This is a genomic window from Leifsonia sp. Leaf264 (assembly GCF_001422325.1).
Taxonomy (GTDB): Bacteria; Actinomycetota; Actinomycetes; order Actinomycetales; family Microbacteriaceae; genus Orlajensenia.
The window spans coordinates 425621-445179 of record NZ_LMMR01000007.1 but is presented as its reverse complement, the minus strand read 5'-3'; the positions used below and the strand labels follow the sequence as shown (position 1 = coordinate 445179).

The window sequence follows — 19559 nt, the reverse complement described above, 5'->3', positions numbered from 1 at the left end:
GTGTGCTTTACTATGCGAATGGTCGACATCAGCCGGGGATCGGCACTCGGAACCTCGGGTGCCAGCGAGCTGTTCCAGCTGTTGCGCGACGGCCGCCCGCGCACTCGCGCCGAGCTCGCGACCGTCACCGGACTCGCACGATCGACCATCGCGACCCGCGTCGACTCGCTCATGGCCCTCGGCCTGGTCTCGCCCGTCGGCGACGCCCTCTCCACCGGCGGCCGGCCGCCGTCGCGCTTCGCACTCAACCCGTCGGCCCGGGTCGTGCTGGCGGCCGACCTCGGAGCCTCGCACGCCACCCTCGCCGTCACAGACCTCTCCGGAACCGTGCTCGGCGAGCTGCGCGAGGCCATCGACATCGCCAGCGGCCCCGAGGCCGTGCTCAGCTGGATGGTCGAGGCCGCGGGCACCCTGCTCGCCCGCATCGACCGCAGCCACGACGAACTCGTGGCGATCGGCATCGGCGTGCCCGGGCCCGTCGAGCACTCCACCGGACGCCCGGTGAACCCGCCGATCATGCCCGGCTGGGACCGCTTCGACGTGCCGGGCTGGGTGCAGCAGCACCTCCAGGTTCCCGTGCTCGTCGACAACGACGTGAACATCATGGCTCTCGGCGAACGGGCCTTCGCCTGGCCGAACGCCGAGCACCTCATGTTCGTCAAGATCGCCACGGGCATCGGATCCGGTGTCATCTCGAGCGGCCGCCTGCAGCGCGGAGCCCAGGGCATCGCCGGCGACATCGGTCATGTGCAGGTGGCGCGCGGGGTCGGCATCCCGTGCCACTGCGGCAATCGCGGATGCCTCGAGGCTCTGGCCTCCGGGCCAGCCATAGCGCGGGACCTCCGCAAGGCCGGCATCGACGTGGCGACCGGCAGCGACGTCGTCGACCTCGTGAAGCGCGGCAACATCGAGGCCATCCAGGCCGTGAGGCAGGCCGGCCGCGACATCGGCGAGGTGCTCACGACGGCCGTGAGCCTGATCAACCCGTCGGTCATCGCCATCGGCGGATCGATGGCACGGGCCGGCGAGCACCTCATCGCCGGGGTGCGCGAGATCGTCTACACGCGGTCGATGCCGCTCGCGACGGAGCACCTCTCGATAGTTCAGTCGTCGGCGGCCGAGCACGCCGCCGTGCTCGGGGCCAGCATGCTGGCCATCCATCACGCGCTGTCGCCTGAGGGCGTCGACGCGCTGGCGACGAAGTAGGGACGGCTGTGCTCGCAGCCTTCCGCTGATCGACCAGCGGTGGGCGGGCGGGCGGTGCGTCGTGTCGCGCGGCGTCCGAGGCGCGAGGGACAATGGTGGAGTGACCGATACGCTGCTCGACCTCTTCGCCGAGGATCGGCCGACGGTCGCCGCAGCCCCCGTCGCGGCATCCGTTCACCCCGCGATGCGTCGGATCGTGGCCGACTCGAGCGATCGGGTCGGCTGGCTGCGCGCGCGGTCGCGCGGAATCACGGCGACGGATGTGGCCAAGCTCGCCACCCCGCGCTCCATCCAGTCCGCCGCCTACGAGAAGCTGAACGGCACGAGCTTCGGCGGCAATCCGTTCACCGACCACGGCCGGGCCCGTGAGCCCGTGATCGCCGAGTGGGTGCTGCGTGAGCACGGCATCCTCTCCAGCAGCGCACTCTTTCACGCCGAACACGAGTCGCGCCACCTCGCCACCCCCGACGGCTACGTGGTGCGCGCATCCGGCAGCCTCGAACTCTGCGAGATCAAGACGACCTCGAAGCCGTGGCGCAACATCCCGCGCTCCTACCTGCGTCAGGTCTGGTGGCAGCAGTACGTGCTCGGCGCCGACCGCACCCTCGTGGTGTGGGAGCAGCACGAGGACTTCGTGCCGGTGTCGAACGAGCCTCTCTGCCGCTGGGTCGAGCGCGATGAAGACCAGATCGCCATCCTCGTGAGCCTCGCGAACGCCCTGATCGACGAACTGCACCGACGCACGCGATGACGGTACTGCTGCTGCACGGGCTCGGCTCCGACAGGCAGTACATGCTCGACGTCTTCGGGCCCTTGCTGGCGGCCATCGCCCCGGGCGAGCGCGTGATCGCGCCCGACGTGCGCGCCCACGGCGCCTCGCCCCTGGTCGGCGCCCCGGCTGACTTCGCGCTCGACGCCCTGGCCCGAGAGCTCGAGGTCGACTTGTCACTATTGGTTGGATCGGATGCCGCCGAGACCGCCACGACCGCCAACTCGACTGCCGCTGCCGGGCTCACCGTCGTCGGAGTGTCGATGGGAGCCGCCCTCGCGCTGAGGATGGCGCTGGCCGGCCGCCTCCGCATCGACCGGTCGCTGTTCGTGCGACCGTCGTTCACCGACAGGTCGATGCCCGAGAACCTGCGTGCCTTCCCCGTGATCGGCCAACTGCTGCACGACGTCGGGCCGGTCGAGGGAGAGCTGCTGTTCCGCGAGACCCAGGCCTACCGCACTGCCGTCGGCGCATCGCCACTCGGCGGCGCTGGGCTGCTCGCCCAGTTCCGCTACCCGTCGGCCGTCGAGCGGGCGGTGCGACTCGTCGAGGTGCCGCGCAATCGCGCGTTCGAGTCCGAGGCACAGCTGGCCGCGCTGGGGGCACGGATGCCGACCGCCGTGATCGGCGCGCCCCGCGACCCCGTGCATCCGTTCCCCGTCGCGGAGCAGTGGGCGGGTGCTCTCGGCGCTCCGCTCACCCGGCTGCCCGCGCGCGATGACGGCCAGCCGGCGCAGCTCGCGGCGCTGCGGGCGGCGTTCGAGGGGTGGCTGCGGGCGTAGGCGGTCGCCAGCCTCGCCAGCCTCGCCGCCTCGCCAGCCCGACCGGTTCTCCGGATCCGGAGCGTGTCGCGCTGGTGCTCGCCCGTCGAGCGCGGCGACACGCCCCTCCGCTCCGGAATACCGGACCGCAGGATGGCGGGCACGGTGGCGCGGCAGAATGGGGGCATGCCGGACACCATCCCCGAGACCATGCGCGCCCTCGTCATCGACAGGCTCGGCGGCGCCGATGAGCTGCACCTCGCCGACGTCGCCGTGCCGCTCCGCATCGCCGACGAGCTGTTGGTGCGGGTCATCGCCGCCAGCGTGAACCCGATCGACGTGAAGACGCGCTCCGGTCGCGGATCGTCGGCCGCCATCGCCTCCTTCCCGTTCATCGGCGGCTCGGACTTCTCGGGCGTCGTGGTCGCCGTGCCCTATGCGCAGCATCCGTTCCCCGTCGGCACCCCCGTCTTCGGCATGGGACGCGTTCCGCGGGTCGGCGGCAGCTTCGCGGAGTACCTGAGCGTCGCCTCGACCGCCGTCGCCGTGAAGCCCGAGAACCTCAGCCACGTCGAGGCCGCGGCGGTTCCGGTCGCCGCCCAGACCGCGTGGGGCATGGTGCGGCTGGCCGAGGTCGGCCCGGACGACCGGGTGCTCGTGCATGCCGGGGCGGGCGGAGTCGGCCACTTCGCCGTGCAGTTCGCCGCTCTCGCGGGAGCCCACGTGATCGCGACGGCATCCGGTGCCAATGCGGACTTCCTGAGGGAGCTCGGCGCGTCCGAGACGATCGACTACGCCACCCAGCGCTTCGAGGAGGTCGCGAGCGACATCGACGTCGTCATCGACCTCATCGGCAACGTGCACGACGACACCGGCACCCGGTCGCTCGAGGTGCTGCGCGACGGCGGCCGGCTGGTCAACGCTCCGACCGGAAGCTGGCCGACGATGCAGGCTGATGCCGCAGCCCGCGGCATCAGCGCAACGGGATACAACGTGCCAGCCGACGGTCGGGTTCTCGCCGAGATCGCGGCGCTGCTCCGTTCGGGCGCCGTGCGCGTTCACGTCGACCGCGAGTTCGCGCTCGCGGAGGGGGCCGACGCCCAACGCGCCGTGGAGGGCGGACACGTACGGGGCAAGGTCGTCATCCGCGTGGCCGAGGAGTCGGCAGCCCCCACGACTACCGGCGACGCTCGATGACGTCCATCGAACGCCGCCGTCCGAAGACGCGCTCCATCCTCGTCGGAGCCGTCATCTTCGCCGTCGGCCTGCTCATCACCGGCGTCGCGCTCTACCTTGTGACCCTCACGGGTGGTGACTTCTCGGCGCCGCTGGGATCACGGCAGAAGGTTCCAGCGGGATTCGCCGTGGTCTTCAGCGGCGTCCTCGCCGTGGGCACCCTGACTGCCGGGGTGATCAGCATCGTGCTCGCAGGTCGGGGCGATCCGGCCCTCGCGACGCCATCGGGCACGGATGGGGAGCCGCCCACCGCACCGACCCGGATGCGCTCGATCGTGGTCGGCGGGGTCTTCCTGCTTCTCGCAGTGCTGATGATCATCGCCGCGATCTACATCGTGGCGAAGGTCGACGGCGACCTGTCCACCCTCGTCGGTGCACCCGGTGGCGGCAGTCGTCGAAGCCTCGGTCGCATCCCGGCCTGGGTCGCCATCAGCTACATCGGCCTCTACACGGTGCTGTGCGCAGGATTCGGGCTTCTCGTGATGCTCGTCGGCTGGCGCGCGGCGGCGGCACGGGAGAAGCAGGAGCGCCTCGTTCCTGCATCCTGACGCCTCGCGACAGCGTCGCCACCCTCACCGGCGACGCCGACAGCACCGAGAAGAAGTAGCGGCATCCGGATGCTTTCAGCGGATGCCGTCGGCGGCACCAGCGCGTCCTCAGCTGTACCGCGGCGGCACCCAGGCGAGCTGGGCCGCGACGACGCCGCGGCTGCGGCTGACGATCTGCGCGCGACCCGGAACAGCCGGCACCGCCTTGACCTTGCCGATGAGCTGGCCCTCCTCGGGGCTTCCGCTCAGCAGGATGCCGGTCGTTCCGAGGTCGGTGAGGCGCTGGATGATCGGGTCGTAGGCCGCGCGGCTGGCGCCACCGGCGCGACGCGTGAGGATCACGTGCAGGCCGAGGTCGCCGGCCTGCGCCAGCAGCGGAGCGAGCACGGCCAGCGGGTTGCCCTGCGAGGTGGCCACGAGGTCGTAGTCGTCGACGAGGATGAAGCCCTCGGCGCCGGTCCACCACGACCTGGTGCGCAGCTGCTCGGGCGTGACATCGGGGCCGGGGATGCGGCTCTGGAAGAACGCGGCGAGCTCGCCGAGGCCGCCCGATGCCATCTCGTGTGAGCTGAGGTACGCGCCGAGGTACTCGTCGGGGATGTCGCCCAGCAGCGCCCGCCTGTAGTCGACGACGAAGATCTTCGCCTCGGTCGGACCGTAGTGCCGCATGATCTCGTTGGCGTAGGAGCGCAGCATCGACGACTTGCCGGAGCCGGCATCGCCGTAGAGGAACAGGTGCGGCTCCTCCGACGGGTCGAGCAGGAACGGCGCGAGGTCGGCCTCGTCGATGCCGAGAGCGATCTCGCGCGATGCGGTCGCCGCCGGCACCAGCGCGCGCAGCTCGTCGAGGGTGATGCTGTCTGGCAGCAGGCGCAGTTTCGGCCCGGCCGGCCCGGTCCAGGCCGCCCGCACGTTCTCGGTGAGGTGGTCGATTCCGGCGGCCAGCGAGCCGGATGCCGCGACCCCGTCGATGCGCGGCAGCGCCGTGAGCATCTGCAGGGCGGCGGGATTCAGTCCGCGCCCGGGGATGGCCGTGACGTTGGCCGCGGCCTTGCGATCGATCTCGGAGTCGCTCGGGTCGCCCAGTCGCAGCTCGATGCGGGTTCCGATGAGGTCCTTGATGTTGGCCCGCAGCTCGAGCCAGCGGGCAGCCGTGATGACGATGTGCACGCCGTAGGTGAGGCCGCGGGCGGCGATGGTCTGGATGCTCGCCTCGAGGGATTCGAACTCGGAGCGGAGGGTCCCCCAGCCGTCGATGACCAGGAACACGTCGCCGTAGCCGTCGTCGACCTGGCCGGCTGCACGCCGCTGCCGATAGGTGTCGATCGAGTCGATGCCGTTCTGTCTGAAGAAGACCTCACGGGCGTTCAGGATGCCGGTGACCTCGGCGACGGTGCGGCGCACGACGTCGGGCTCGGACCTGGTGGCGAGGCCGCTCAGGTGCGGGAAGGCCTGCAGCCCCGAGAAGGCTCCGCCGCCGAAGTCGAGCACGAAGAACTGCACCTCGAGCGGGGTGTTTGTCAGGGCCAGCGCGATCATCGTGGTGCGCGCGAGGGTGCTCTTGCCGCTGAGCGGTGCACCGACGACGACCATGTGGCCCGCGGCGCCGCCGAGCGAGACCACGAGGTTCTCGCGGCGCTGCTCGAGCGGCACGTCGACGATGCCGAGCGGCACCGTGAGGGAACCGGCCGCACGCCAGCGGGCCGAGACCAGGCCGAGCGTCGGGTCGACGGCGAGGTCGCCGAACAGCTGGTCGAGCGTCGCCGGCACCTCGAGCGGCGGCAGCCACACGCGGTGGGCGACGGGGCCGCGTCCCGACATCCGTGCCACGGCGATCTCGAAGGTGCTGCGCGACTCCTCGGGCTCGATGGCCACCGGCGCGTCGAGGTCGGGCTCGACCGGCGCCGCCGTGTGCACGGCCGCTGCCGTGAACAGTTCGACGGATGCCGCCCCCGACTCGGAGCGGCCGGTGTCCACCGAGCGGCGACGACGGGGAGGCGGCGCGGAGACGTAGGCGGCCCGGAACTGCGTCATGGTCTCGGTGTCGCTCTTGAGGAATCCGACGCCAGGCTGCTGGGGCAGGGTGTAGGCATCCGGGACCCCGAGGATGGTGCGCGACTCCGCGGCCGAGAAGGTGCGCAGGCCGATGCGGTACGACAGGTAGGTGTCGAGGCCGCGGAGCTTGCCCTCCTCGAGGCGCTGCGATGCGAGCAGCAAGTGCACCTGGAGCGAACGGCCGACACGGCCGATGTTCACGAAGCTCTCGACGAACTCGGGCTTGGCTGCCAGCAGTTCGGAGAACTCGTCGGCCACGATGAGCAGCGACGGCAGCGGCGGCAGGTCGCTGCGCCCGCCCCGTCGCGCCTTCTCGTAGTCGGAGACGTTCGCGAAGTTGCCCGAGGAGCGCAACAGCTCCTGACGGCGCACGATCTCGCCCTGCAGGGCGTCCTGGAAGCGGTCGACGAGCGAGATCTCGTCACCCAGGTTCGTGATGATGGCCGAGACGTGCGGCATTCCCGCCATGCCGGCGAAGGTGGCTCCACCCTTGAAGTCGACGAGCACGAAGTTGAGCTGCTCGGGCGAGTGGGTGAGCGCCAGCGCCAGCACGAGGGTGCGCAGCACCTCGGACTTCCCGGATCCGGTCGCACCGATCATCACACCGTGCGGGCCCATGCCCTGCTGGGCCGATTCCTTGATGTCGAGCACGATCGGCGCGCCGTTCGTGTCCTGGCCGATCGGCACCCGCAGGCGGTCGCGCTCGAGGCGGGGCTGCCACGACACGTCGAAGTCGATGTCCCGCACGTCGGGCAGCCCGAGCAGGTCCACCAGGTCGGCCTGCTTGGCCGTCGAGCGCGTGGCGACGGCCGTGCTGGTCATGGAGAACATCGGCAGCAGGCGACGCGCCGTGGCCTCGGCCTCCACGATGCTGATGGTGTCGGGGCGGAACGAGCGCGCCGGGATCTGCAGCGTCAGCAGCTCGGCCCGGCCGGGCCGCTCCGCGTCGAAGGCTATGCGCAGGGCGTTCTGGTTCTCGAGGTCGCCCCAGCGGGCCGGCAGGTCGATGACCGTGACGCCCGAGGTGCCGTCGCCCGCGAGCAGCACGTCGCTGAGCGGGATGCGCGCGCCGTCGGTGACGATGACGACGTGCGGGGTGATCGGCGCCGACCCGTCACGTGCGAAGCGGGGCCGTTCACGCACGTCGGCCGGCATGAGGGCCGCGAGGTCGGCGACGTTCGAGCCGATCATGCGCGCGGCGCCGAGGGAGTCGGTCGACTGACGCGAGTGGGTGTGCGGCAGCCACTTGGCCCACTCCCACTGGCCGAGGGCGGCGTCTTCGGCCGCGATGACGATCTGCAGGTTGTCGGGATCGTGCATGGTCGCGGCGTGCAGCAGCATCGCGCGGGCGAGTCCGCGCGACTCGTTTTCGTCGCCGGTGATCTCGATGCGGGCGAAGTCGCGCAGGGTCACGCCGAGCGGCAGGTCCTTCTGCACCTCGTGGGTGAGCATGAAGCGATGGGCGGCGGATGCGGCGACGGGATCGAGCTGGGCGAGCGGGGGAAGTTCCGGCGCCTCGAGCGTGATGCACAGGGGCTGGTCGCTGGTGCCGACGCGCACGGCGAGGAAGTCGGCGTCGCCGGGCGAGCGCTCCCAGACGCGGGTGCGCTCCTCGGCGATGAACGGAAGCGTCGAGGGTGCCGGATGCTGCCAGTTGCCGGCCCGGCGCTGCTGCTTCGACGCCACTCGCACAGTGCGTCGCAGCTCGGTGAGGTAAGCGAGGTACTCGCGGCGGGCGGCGAGCGTCGCCGACGTTCGCTGCGATCGCTGTCGCCATCCGTTCACGGCCACGAAGCCGAGGGAGGAGAGCAGGAACATGGCGCCGGTGATGAAACCGGTCGGTCCGGTGTTGGAGACGCTGACCATCACGATGGCGCCGATCGAGCCGAGCATCGGAAGCATGGAGCTGAGGAGCCCCCCGCCACCGTCGCTCGGGGCGATCTCGGGCGGTGGCTGCACCGTGATGGTGCCCGATGGCACGCGGGGTGGTGCCAGACGTGGTCCGCTCATCAGGCCTCGCCCGCACTCTCGTGCGCCATCAGGATGCTCACGGTGAAGGTCCTGTTGCCCATGCGCACGCGGTCGCCCTCGTCGAGCAGCACCCGGTTGCCCGGCAGGAGGGGAGCTGAGGCGGCGTCGTCGCTTCTGATCTCGGTTCCGTTCGTGGAGTTGTTGTCGGTGACCCAGGTGCGGCCGCGCGAGTGCTCGAGCCGCAGGTGCGTCTTCGAGACCGTCGACTCGGGGTCGCGCACCGAGATGAGCCTGTCACCCTGGTCCGTTGCGGACGGGTTGCGTCCGAGGTTGACGGCGACGGGGATGGGAAGCTGCTCGCGCTGGCCCGTGTCGAAGATGAGGAGCAGGGCTCCGGTCTCGGCCGCCGGAGCATCGCCGCCCGGCGCCTGGTCGACGGGCACAGCGGCTGCGCGTCGTCCCGTCGGCGGAGCGGCGGATGGGATGACGGATGCCGCAGCAGGGTCGACGCTCGCGGCTGCCGTCGGCGTCGCCTCCGCACGCTCCCGCCGGGCACGGGTCTCGGGGCCTGCGGTCGGGGCGTCGAGCTGAGGCATCCGCTCGTCTGCACCGGCCGTGGAGGCACCGCGCACCGAGGCGGATTCGACGGCGATGGGAACCGAGGAGGGCGCGCCGGTGAAGGAGGCGCCGGCCGAGTTCTCGTCGTCGGAGACCAGCGTCGCCGGAGCACGCCGCGTCGACGTCACGAGCAGGGGGGCCGCGAGCACGATGCCGCGGGACCCGGCGGACGCAGCGGCGCGGCTGCGGGCGGGAACCGCGACGACGAGAGTGCGCGCGGCACGGTCGGCCCAGGAGCGGCCTCGGCCCGAGGCGTCCCACGCGCTCGAGGCGACGACGACCCAGGCGCCGATGCCGGCGACGAGGAAGCCTGCACCCGTGATGAACCAGCGCACGAACCCGCGACCGACGCCGGGCGAGAACGGGCCGTCCTCACGGGCAGTGCGGAGGCGCAGGGCGGCGTTGCCCGGGGTGATGCCGGTGCGCGACTCGACGATCCACAGCCCGACGGCGAGTTCGATGGCCACGACGGCTCCGAGCACGAGAGTGCCAGACAGCACCCAGACCACGACGGCGATCACCGCGACGGCGACGACGTCGATGCTGAAGGCGGCGATGCGCCGACCGACCGTCGCCGGTCGACCGAGGAACGCCGTGCCGAGGGAGCCGCCGATGCGACGCGGACCGGCCGGAGTCGGCACGGCCGGTGGCGCGATGTCGGGGGCGACCGATGGGTCGGCGGATGCCGGTGCCAGGGCGCCGGGTCGTGCCTCGTCCGGGCTGCCGGCAGCCTGCCGCGGGGCGTCCGGCGACGACCCCTCGAGCCCCGGCTGGGGCGCGAGCAGGCCAGGGGGCAGTGCGGGCACGCCGGAGGGAGGCAGTGCCGGAACCCCCGCGCGCCCGGGGAATGCTCCGCGGTCGCTCATCCCGCCATCATCCCACGCAGCAGGCTCAGCACGTCCGCGTAGAGCAGTGCGGCGGGCAGGGCGAAGGCCACGGCGATCCACTCGATCACGTCGCCGGTGCGCGACCACGCCAGCGAGGACGCGCCGCGCGAAGCGGGGACGACGACGCCCGCGGCGATCACCGCCGCGAGGAACAGCCCGGCGGCGATGAGGCTGAGCGCGAGCGGCTCGAGGGTCGTCAGGGCCAGCTGCGCTGCGACCACCAGGACCACCGCCGCCGCGGCTCGCGGCATCCAGCGCAGCAACTGTCCCGTGGTGTGCCTCGGCGTGAGCAGCAGCGAGATCTCGACGCACACCATGAGCACGATGCCGCCCGTGATGACGATGGGATCGCTCCCCCACGGCCGCAGCAGTGCGATGGGGGCGAAGGCGGCCGCGATGATGCTGAGCACGGCGGTTCCGGCGACGAGCCTGGCCGATGACCCGTCGACGACGGCCCGCACTGTCTCCACCCGGATCGCCGCCGGCGACTCGGGGATGGCGCCGCGCACGGTCCAGCGGTTGCCGATGAAGTGCTTGTACTCGATGAAGTAGCCCTCGGGGAGGTTCACGAGGGTGCTGGGCAGGGCGCGCAGGGCGAGGGGCACGGCGCCGAGGGAGACGGCGGCAGCTGCCGGCTCCTGCCAGTGCAGCAGCAGGGCCAGGCCCCACACCGCTGCCAGGGCGGCGAGGATGATCGCCACGGTGCCGGCGGCCGCCCTCAGCTCCGCGGATGCCGCAGTCGCCGTGAGCACGGCGCTCAACACGGCGGCGGCCACGAATCCGGCGGCGACGGCCAGGCGGGCACCGTCCTCCAGTCCGGGCGGCGGGGCGAGGGCTCCGGCCGTGAAGGCGAGGGCGAGCGGGGCGAGCAGCGCGACGGCCCCGGCCATGCCGGCACGGGCGCGCGCCGCCCAGACCACGGCCGTCGTGATGGCCGCCAGTCCCAGCACGATGCTGGTGAGCAGGCGCATGCCGGGGTCGACCGACAGCGCGACGACGGCGGCGAGGGCGAGCGGTGCGATCACGGCGAGCACCCACCACGGCATGCCGTGGTCGGCCCGTCGACCGCCCGACTCGCGGGCTGCGCGTGCCGGGCCTGCTGCATCCGCCCGCAGGTCGACGACGCTGTAGACCCCACCGTCGACGAGATCGATGGCCGGCGTCTCCGGGACGATCTCGGCACCGTCGCGGTCGAGCACGATGTGACGGCCGTCTCCGACGGGCAGGCCCCCGGCACGCAGCGCATCGCCCAGCCTGTCGTCCAAGGGGATGGCGATGTCGAAGCGGTCACCGTCGCTGAGCAGCGCGAGCCGGCGGCGTTCGACGGCGGGAGTGCTCATGCGTCTCCCCCTGGTCCTTCGTCGTTCAGCACGCGGGAGGCCGGCGAGGCTCCCACGCTAGATCCTGCCACCTGCATGCGGCCCGTGGCGTGCACGCCGGGCGCTCACGCCACGAGAGCGACGCCCGGTGCGTCAGTCGCGTCCGCCGGCGCCGGCGCCCTTCGACCTGGGGCCGGCCTCTTCGTCATCATCGAGGGTGGGGGCGATGTAGCCGCCGAGGCCCTGGCCCTTGGCCTTCTCCTCGGAGGCGCCGCCCGGCTGTCCGCCCGCCATCATGCCGGGGCGGCCGGCTGCGGCTCCGGATGCCCCACCGGCGCGTGCTGCGGCCGTACCGTTGGCGCCGTTGGCACCACCGCCGGCTCCCCCTGCCTGACCGAGCAGTCCACCGCTGGATCGAGCACCGGCAACAGAGCCGGCGCCGCCTGTGCCGCCGATGCCGCCGGCTCCGCCCGCGCCGCCGAAGCCGCCCAGTCCACCGAGTCCGCCCGCGCCGGCACCAGCGAGCTTCGAGCCCGCCAGCAGCGCAGCACCGGCGCCGCCGCCGATCACTCCGGAACCGATCGGGGACGAGCCACCGGAGCCGTTGCCGGCCGATCCGCCCAGGCCGCCGGGTGTACCGCCTCCGCCGCCGGGGGTGTAGCCGGGGCCACCGGCTCCACCTCCGGGAATGTAGCCGGGTCCACCGTCATCGACCGACGGGGTGGAGAGGTCGGGTCCGGGGGTGGGGTCCGGGTACTCGCCGCCGGGACCCCCAGGAGTCGGGTCGACCCAGGTCGGCTCGTGCGGGGTCGTGTCGGTCGGGTCTGTGCTGGTGTAGTCGGGAGTGCCGATGAAGGTTCCGACCTGACCGCCCGGGTTCGATCCCGGTGTCGAGCCGCCGGGGTGGCCGCCGCCGGGGTAGCCGCCGCCCGGATAGCCGCCTCCGGGGTAGCCGCCTCCGGGGATCGCGGGGCCCGTTGGTCCGTCGTCCTTCGGAATGGAGACGTCCGTGAGACTGATCGTCGGGACTGCTCGAAGCGTCTCCTGGCTCTTCTGGAGCTCCACCCGGTGCTCCTCCAGCGTGCCGCCCAGGCTCTCGACCTTCTTCTTGGCGGCATCCTCGCGCTGGTTGCCGAGGAACCCCTCGATGACGTCGAGCGCCGTGTCAGATGCGAGCGGGCCGAGGACGGGGTGCACGACAGTGGATCCGGCCGTCACCGCGGTGCGCCAGAACGGATCGACCCGCGCCGACGGAAGATCGGATGACGAGGATGCGGCATCCGACCGGGCCGAGTTCGCCCGAGCGACCGTCGTCTCGATCTGGCTCACGGCATCCTGCACCACGCTGAACTTCTTCTTGAGCACCTGGAAGACCTCGGATGCGTCGTCAGCGGACGCACCTTCCCATCCCGGCGACGCGGCCAGGGTGGCCATGGTGCGCTGGAGGGTGCCGAGTGCGAGCGACAGGGTCTGGATCTTCTCGATGTTCCAGTCGGCTCCAGCGCCGATGGCTGCGAGCTGGTCTTCGTACTTGCCCATGGTCATGCTCCTGTCTGGGTCTGGCCGGTGGTCGGCGGGGATGCACTCGGGCGACGACGCGCGAGCACCACGATCAGGACGACGAGTCCGGCGAGAACCAGGACGCCGACGACGGCGATGCCGACGATGACCGGCACGGCGAGCCCGGCGGAGTCGTCATCCGAGGCCACCGGGGCCGTCGACGGCGACTCCGAGGCCGACGGCGCGGCCGATTCCTGCGCGAACTCCGCTGCTGCGGGCACAGCGTCAGGGTCGTCGAGGATCAGGGGGTTCACGTCGGGGTACGTTGTGGGATCCACGGTGAGCATGGTCGTCAGCGACGCAGTGCCGTAGCCGAAGGTGTTGTCATGGAGGAGGTCGGGATTACCGCCCCCTGTGTTGTGGATCAGCGTCTGGATGAGCTGGTTGCCCGTGGCCTTCGGATACTTCTGCTTCACTACGGCGAGGAAGGCCGCCGTGAGCGGCGTCGCGAATGACGTTCCGTCGGCGAGCGACTGATCGGTCCAGTTCTTGTCCGCTGTGGGAGTGTCCAAGCTCGAGCCCTGGTTGAGGATTCCGATTCCGGCGTTCGAGACCGTGACCTTCTCGAACGAGTTCGGTACGCCGTCCGTCGCCAGAGCCGCACCATCGGACCCGATCGCCTGCACGGCGACGACGCTGTTGTACCGTGCGAAACCGTCGGACTGACTGCCCGGCTTGTCAGGCAGACCTGCGACGATCACGACGCCCTCCCGGGCGGCACGCAGGATCGTGGGGATCCAGTCCTGGTCGGCGCTCAGGGCCAGGGAGATGGAGATGATGTCGGCGCCGTCGTCGATGGCGGCGTTGACGGCCTCGATCGTTGTGATGCTCGTCGGATCGTCCACCGGCCTGCACTGGCCGTCGAATTGCAGTCCTCCGGCCGTCGGCGGGGTGATCACCCCGGTGTAGTAGAGCAGCTTCGCTCCGGGGGCAGCACCGTAGACTCCCGCTTCGCCGTCGCTGCCGCTGCCGTCACCGACGATGAGTGAGGCGGTGTTCGTACCGTGCTTGGCGGTCAGCGAGTCGGTCGTCGCCGGGTAGGCGCCTCCGTCGTCGTCGGCACAGTAGGAGGGCTCGCGCACTGTGATGTCCGCGCCGGCGAGGGTGGGGATGTCGGGGTGGAACTGCGAGTCGATGATGGCGACAGTCACTCCGGCACCCGTGTAGCCCGCCTCCCAGGCGTCGGTGAGGTGGAGCGCATCGACGTACCAGAGGCCGGGTCCGTCGACTGCTGCCGTCGCCGGCAGTGCCGGACCGACGACGAGTGCCGCTGTCGCCGCCAACGCGGCGATGAGGCGGGAGGAACCACGCCTCATTGGAAGCGGTTGCGCGTTGCGCCGCCAGCGGGCGCGACGGGCGTAACCGGGGGGAGCTCGGTCGCGACTGCGGCGTCGAGGAAGCTCAGGAACGCCTTGGCGTCGTCGGCGATGCTCTCGTCGTTCTGCACGAGCTGAGAGACGGTCTTGCGGATCGCGTCCTCCGCCGCCTTCAGTTCCTCGATGATCGAGCGGGTCGCGTCCTTCAGGACGTAGGCCGTCTGGGACAGCTCCGTCCGGAACGGGGATGCCACGCCGACGTTGACGCCCTCGGACTGCAACTCGCTCGGCTCGGGCAGAGCGGAGAGCCCCTCCAGGAGGTCTTTGAGACTGTTCGACACGAGGTCGGGGATGACCTGGATGATGCTCGCCATGGCGGGGCTCCTTTCAGTGATATGGGATGTGAACGGTGGGCCGGGATCTGCTCCCGGCCCACCGGATGCGGCCTAGAGCGAGAAACGCCCGGCCGACGACTTGTCGCTCTGGAGGTACTGAGCGGCGATCTCCTCGGTCTTGCCGGAGATCTGCTGCAGTAGCTGCTGAAGCTCCCCGATCGAGGCGTTCCACTTGGCCTGAGCCTGGTCGTAGGCCTGCTGAGCGTCACCGCCCCACGCTGAACGGAGCTTGCCCACCTCGGCCTCGAGGCGGTCGAGCTCGGCGCGGATGCCCTGGGCTCCTCCGCGGATCTGACCTGCGAGCGCCGTGACCTGCTCGGGACGGACTGACATCGACTGCATGTTCATCTACTCCTTGATCCGTGTTCCGGTGCCTAGGCGCCCATCATCGAGCCGAGGCCCGAGATGGTCTGCTGGTGCGAGTCTTCGGTGGCTGCCTGGTCCTTCTCGGTGCCGGCGAGTGCGGCCTCGAGAGTGACGAGAACCTCGTTGAGCTTGCGGGTCTGCTCGTCCCAACGCGTCATCAAGGTCGTGAACGAACCGGCAGCGGCGCCGGTCCAGTAGCCGCGCAGCTGGTCGATCTCGCCGCGGACCTTCTTGACCTGCTGGTCGACTCCGGTCTTCGTCTCGCGCACTGCCTGGGCACCCTTGCGGAGGGCACCCTCTTCTGCTGAAATCTGGTCAGCCATCACCCATTCCTCTCATTCGTCCGATGTAGACGATCACTGGAGGGGGCGGCCGAAACACGGCAGCGTCTTCGTCCCCCAAATGCGTCACCGCGACCCAACCTAAGCCAGATGGAGGCGGTGGGCAATTCCCCCCATATGCGGGACGTCCCCCGAATGGCGCAACACGGTCGGTTGAGCGTCGATCATCTAGAGTGAAACGCGTGTCATCCGCTGGTCGAGCGGACGAGACGAATGGGGAAGACATGAGCCAGACCGCAATCGCGGCGGGCGCGGTGCTGCGGTTGTCGATCGTCAGCGAAGACCGACGTCTCGACGTCGGCGTGCCCGCGCAGGTACCCCTCATCGAGCTCCTGCCCGGTTTCGCCCGGCGCCTCGGCATGCTCGATCCGTCACTGGCGCACGGTGGCTACGTCTTGAATCGCGCCGACGGCTCGGCGCTCGATCCCGCCCGCGGCATCGGCAGTCAGGGTGTGCACGACGGCGAACTGCTGACGCTGGTGCGCGGCGGCCTCCTCGCCGAGGCCCGCGTCTACGACGACGTCGTCGAAGCCGTCATCGACGCGACCAGCGAACAGCACGGCTCCTGGACTCCCCGTGACAGCTCGCGCACCGCCCTGGCCGTCAGTGTGACGTTCCTCGCCCTCTGCGCCCTCCTGCTCGTCGGCACGGGCCGCGACTTCCCGTTGGCCGTGGTGCTCGCCGGCGCCGGAGCGCTCGTGCTGATCGCGGCATCCGTGGTGCTCTCGCGTCTCGGCCAGACCGAGGCCGGTGCGGCGCTCGGCCTCGCCGCCGCTGGGTACGGGGGCATCGCGGGCTTCCTCGCCGTGCCCGCCGAGCAGATGTGGGGGTGGCCCGTCGCCGCCGGTGCGCTCGGACTCATCATCGTCGGCGGGGTGGAACTGGCGTTCACCCCCACGAAGCCCGAGATCCACCTCGTCCCCCTCGCCTTCGGCGCGAGCATCGGACTGGCCGCCGTGGTGACGGCGGCGTTCTCGCTCGACCCCGTCGGGCCGTACTCGATCATGCTCGCCGTCACCGCGATGCTCGCGAACGGGCTGCCGTGGCTCGCGCTCAGTTCCACCCGCATCCAGGTCATCTCCCCCCAGAGCGACGCCGACGTCTTCACGGCTCCCGATCCCATCGACGCCGACGATGTGAAGCGTCGCGCGGCAGCGGGCGCCAGGGTGCTGGTGTCGCTGCGACTGGCCCTCGGTCTCGCGGCACTCGCCGCCACCCCGATCGTCGCTGCGAACGGCCTCACGGGAGCCCTGCTGTGCGCTCTCGCGTTCCTCGGCATGATGTTCCAGTCGCGCCAGACCTACGCCCGCGCCGGCGTCATGACCCTCATGGCCCTCGGTGCCATCGGGCTCGCCGCCACCGGGCTCACGGTCATAGTCACCCAGCCCGATCTGCGCATCGGCATGCTCATCGTCCTGCTGGTCGGAACCGCCCTCCTGGTCACCCTCACGCTGTTGAGCCCCCGCGCGCGGCTGCGCCTCGGACGCGTCGCCGACACCGTCGAGGTGATCGCCCTGGCCCTGCTGCTCCCGCTCGGCGTGATCACGGCCGGGCTCGCGTAGCCCGATGGCCACCAAGAAGGACCTCATCGAGGCGCAGGGGTTCAGTCGGCGACGCCTGCTCTCGGCCTTCACCGGCGGCGCCCCCGGCGGCAAGGAACTCGACCCGGCCAAGCCTCTGCGCGCCGTCGTCGCCGGCGTCGCCCTGACGGCCATGGTCATCCTGGCCGGGGTGTTCTACGGGCTGGTGCGCCCGGGGCTCCCGCAGGGCTGGGAGGACGACAAGCTCGTGCTCGTCTCGGACACCGGGGCCCGGTACCTCACCGTCGGCGGCACACTGCATCCCGTCATCAACACGGCCAGCGCACGCCTGCTCGTTCCGGCCGGCGATTTCTCCGTCATCAGCACGGACCAGGCCACCGTGGCCGACATCACCGTCGGTGGCACCGTGGGCATCGTCGGCGCTCCCGACGACCTGCCCGCTCCGGATGCGCTCATCGACGACGGCTGGACCGCCTGCGTCACCGGCCGCGGCAAGACGGCCGTGAGCATCAGCGACAGCCCGATAGCCATTCTCGCCCCGGCCAGCGGAGCCGTCGTGACCGTCGACGACGAACTCTTCGTCGTCGCCGGCGAGTACCGCTACGCCGTCGACAGCGACGACGCCAACGCCGTGCTCCGGGCGGTGGGGCTCGGCGCCTCAGCCCCGATCGAGGTCGACGGCCGGTGGCTCGACCTGTTCCAGCCCGGAACCGATCTGGCACCGTTGACGGTGAAGGGCGCGGGCGACGCCATCGATGGCACCGACCTGCGCGTCGGCGCCGTGGTACACCCCGAGGGCAGCCCCGACGACGAGCGCTACATCGCACTGGCCACCGGCGAGCTCGCCAGGCTCACGCCGCTGGCCTACCAGCTTCAACTCCTCGGCAACAGCGACGGCGAGGCCGTCGATGTGAGCCCGGCCGAGATCGGCGACCTGCCCACGGCGACGGACCCGGCCGGCGGCCTCGACTGGCCGAGCGAGGTTCTCGCTCCCGTCGACGCCGAGAACGTGCCGTGCGCCCTGTCGGACGTGACCGACGACGCCGCGACGACGAGTCTGGCCACGGCTCCGACGGCCGATGTGAATGACACCGATTCCATCGGGGTCGACGTGGGAGCGGGTTCGCTGGTTCGCACGGGGAAGGGATCTCCGGCCTTCCTGGTCGACGGCTCCGGCACCGCCTACGCCGTCGCGACGACGGACTCCCTCGAACGCCTGGGCTACTCCAGCAGGGACGTCGCCCCCGTCGTGCCCGGATGGCTCGACTTCCTGCCGGCCGGACCCGAGCTGTCCCCCGAGGCAGCGGGAACCAGCCCCGCCGTCGAGGCCGCGAGCTCGAAGTGACGCCCCGACGTATCGGCGTCGCCGTCGCGCTCGGAGGCATCCTCGCCGGTGGCCTGCTGGTGTCGCCGATGCCCGACGTCGCGCCGGCGATGGCCGCCGACGAGGCCTGCAAGCCCGGCAACGTCGTGTTCTCCTCCGAGAGGCCGGCGGCCTTCTCACTGCTGCAGACCGAGGCCGCGTGGCAGCACAGCACCGGGCAGGGCGTGATCGTCGCCGTGGTCGACTCCGGGATCGACGTCGGCAACCCGCACCTCGAGGACGCCGTGATCGGCGGGATCGACCTCGTCGGCGACGGCGAGCGCGCCGACGGGCTGAGCGATCCGCAGGGACACGGCACAGCCATCGCCGGCCAGATCGCCGCCCGAGCGGTTCCATCGTCGGGCGTCATCGGACTGGCGCCGGATGCCCGGCTGCTGTCGGTCCGGGTCTTCAGGGGCACCGACGACGAGTCGAAGCGCGACGGCTTCGGACCGACCACGGCTCGGCTGGCCGCCGGCATCCGGTGGGCAGCCGAGCATGACGCCGACGTCATCAACGTGTCACTCAGCGAGGTCGCCGGATCCGCCGAACTGCAGGCGGCTGTGAAGGCCGCTCACGACTCCGGCAGCCTGGTGGTCGCAAGCGGCGGCAACAGGGCGACGACGGAGGACACGCGAGACGGCGCCCGCTATCCCGCCGCCTACCCGGGTGTTCTCGGAGTGACGGCGACGGATGCATCCGGAACCGTGACGGACGACTCGATCCACGGACCCCAGGTCGACGTGTCGGCCCCGGCGCAGGCGGTCACCACCTCGGCGACGGGTGCCGGCGACTGCGTCTACGCCACCGAGGCGCCGTCATCGAGCTTCGCCACGGGGTACGCGAGCGGTGCGGCCGCCCTCGTCGCGGCCGCCCACCCCTCCGACGGCCCGGACGGCTGGGCCTACCGCCTGATGGCGACGGCTGCGCGTACAGACCTCGACCAGCGCGACGACGTCGCGGGCTGGGGTCTCATCCAGCCGGCGGACGCGATCACGCTGCTGGCGTCAGCCACCACCCGCGGGCCGGCGAGTCCCTTCGTCGACACCGCTGGAAGCGCCGTGAGGCCTCCCACGATCACGGTGACCCCCGACGACGGCCAGTCGAACTTCGCCGCCACGAGCGCCGCCACGGCCTTCATCACCATCGTCGGCGCGACGCTTCTCGGCATCATCGCAACGGCCGTCGTGCTCCGCCGGCGCCGCCGGACCGATGCCGAGGACCCGGCATCCGACGCACCATCACGGCTCGGCTTCCTGGATCGGCCTGCCGACGAGGAGTTCTGACAGCCCGACGGCAGTCGAGGC

Annotated in this window: 16 protein-coding genes; 8 read left to right on the top strand and 8 right to left on the bottom strand. The window is 71.3% G+C overall.

The genetic code is table 11. The features are described from left to right. The first annotated feature begins 18 nt into the window (after positions 1 to 18). The 5 genes from ASF30_RS17820 (at position 19) to ASF30_RS17800 (ending at position 4520) form a co-directional block, all read left to right on the top strand. On the top strand, positions 19 to 1206 hold the full coding sequence (locus ASF30_RS17820) for an ROK family transcriptional regulator (RefSeq protein WP_121004992.1): 1188 nt from the start codon (positions 19 to 21) through the stop codon (positions 1204 to 1206). A gap of 184 nt (positions 1207 to 1390) precedes the next feature. Continuing rightward, complete coding sequence (locus ASF30_RS17815; protein WP_055910492.1) at positions 1391 to 1957, top strand: YqaJ viral recombinase family protein; 567 nt, start codon at positions 1391 to 1393, stop codon at positions 1955 to 1957. Further along, a complete protein-coding gene (locus tag ASF30_RS17810; RefSeq protein ID WP_055909805.1) occupies positions 1954 to 2757 on the top strand; it encodes an alpha/beta fold hydrolase in 804 nt (267 codons plus the stop codon). The genes ASF30_RS17815 and ASF30_RS17810 overlap by 4 nt, the downstream gene beginning before the upstream one ends. 165 nt (positions 2758 to 2922) lie before the next feature. Beyond that, entirely contained in the window at positions 2923 to 3933 is a 1011-nt protein-coding gene (locus ASF30_RS17805) for an NADP-dependent oxidoreductase (RefSeq protein WP_235480381.1), read from the top strand. Then, entirely contained in the window at positions 3930 to 4520 is a 591-nt protein-coding gene (locus ASF30_RS17800) for a hypothetical protein (RefSeq protein WP_055909802.1), read from the top strand. The genes ASF30_RS17805 and ASF30_RS17800 overlap by 4 nt, the downstream gene beginning before the upstream one ends. A 108-nt stretch (positions 4521 to 4628) precedes the next feature. Here the strand turns inward: ASF30_RS17800 and eccCa are convergent, their stop codons facing one another. The 8 genes from eccCa to ASF30_RS17760 all read right to left on the bottom strand — a co-directional run bounded on the left by eccCa (position 4629) and on the right by ASF30_RS17760 (position 15330). Continuing rightward, positions 4629 to 8585 carry a type VII secretion protein EccCa gene (eccCa, locus tag ASF30_RS17795; RefSeq protein ID WP_055909799.1) on the bottom strand — a complete coding sequence of 1319 codons (3957 nt, stop codon included), beginning with the start codon at positions 8583 to 8585 and terminating at the stop codon, positions 4629 to 4631. Then, positions 8585 to 10030, bottom strand: a complete 1446-nt coding sequence (locus ASF30_RS17790) for an RDD family protein (protein WP_055909796.1) — start codon at positions 10028 to 10030, stop codon at positions 8585 to 8587. Before ASF30_RS17790 ends, eccCa begins: the two co-directional genes overlap by 1 nt. Continuing rightward, a complete protein-coding gene (locus tag ASF30_RS17785) occupies positions 10027 to 11391 on the bottom strand; it encodes a hypothetical protein (RefSeq protein ID WP_055909793.1) in 1365 nt (454 codons plus the stop codon). Before ASF30_RS17785 ends, ASF30_RS17790 begins: the two co-directional genes overlap by 4 nt. Before the next feature lie 132 nt (positions 11392 to 11523). Further along, positions 11524 to 12909: a hypothetical protein gene (locus ASF30_RS22870; protein WP_055909788.1), complete on the bottom strand. Its 1386-nt coding sequence runs from the start codon at positions 12907 to 12909 to the stop codon at positions 11524 to 11526. A gap of 2 nt (positions 12910 to 12911) precedes the next feature. Continuing rightward, a complete protein-coding gene (locus ASF30_RS17775) occupies positions 12912 to 14246 on the bottom strand; it encodes a S8 family serine peptidase (protein WP_082468020.1) in 1335 nt (444 codons plus the stop codon). After that, positions 14243 to 14620, bottom strand: coding sequence for a hypothetical protein (locus tag ASF30_RS17770; RefSeq protein ID WP_055909782.1), 378 nt, complete (start codon positions 14618 to 14620; stop codon positions 14243 to 14245). Before ASF30_RS17770 ends, ASF30_RS17775 begins: the two co-directional genes overlap by 4 nt. A 72-nt stretch (positions 14621 to 14692) precedes the next feature. Next, positions 14693 to 14989: a WXG100 family type VII secretion target gene (locus ASF30_RS17765; RefSeq protein WP_235480380.1), complete on the bottom strand. Its 297-nt coding sequence runs from the start codon at positions 14987 to 14989 to the stop codon at positions 14693 to 14695. Between the two features lie 26 nt (positions 14990 to 15015). Then, the gene (locus tag ASF30_RS17760) at positions 15016 to 15330 is read right to left on the bottom strand and encodes a WXG100 family type VII secretion target (RefSeq protein WP_055824653.1); all 315 of its coding nucleotides are present in this window, start codon (positions 15328 to 15330) and stop codon (positions 15016 to 15018) included. A gap of 242 nt (positions 15331 to 15572) precedes the next feature. Here ASF30_RS17760 and eccD point away from each other — a divergent pair, with 242 nt between their 5' ends. Genes eccD through ASF30_RS17745 form a run of 3 tightly spaced genes read left to right on the top strand, consistent with a single transcriptional unit; the run spans position 15573 to position 19538 of the window. Continuing rightward, on the top strand, positions 15573 to 16910 hold the full coding sequence (eccD, locus tag ASF30_RS17755; RefSeq protein WP_055909779.1) for a type VII secretion integral membrane protein EccD: 1338 nt from the start codon (positions 15573 to 15575) through the stop codon (positions 16908 to 16910). 4 nt (positions 16911 to 16914) lie between these two features. Continuing rightward, positions 16915 to 18234 (top strand): type VII secretion protein EccB, encoded by a 1320-nt coding sequence (eccB, locus tag ASF30_RS17750; RefSeq protein ID WP_055909776.1) that lies wholly within the window; start codon positions 16915 to 16917, stop codon positions 18232 to 18234. Beyond that, on the top strand, positions 18231 to 19538 hold the full coding sequence (locus ASF30_RS17745) for a S8 family serine peptidase (RefSeq protein WP_055909771.1): 1308 nt from the start codon (positions 18231 to 18233) through the stop codon (positions 19536 to 19538). Before eccB ends, ASF30_RS17745 begins: the two co-directional genes overlap by 4 nt. Positions 19539 to 19559: the final 21 nt, after the last annotated feature.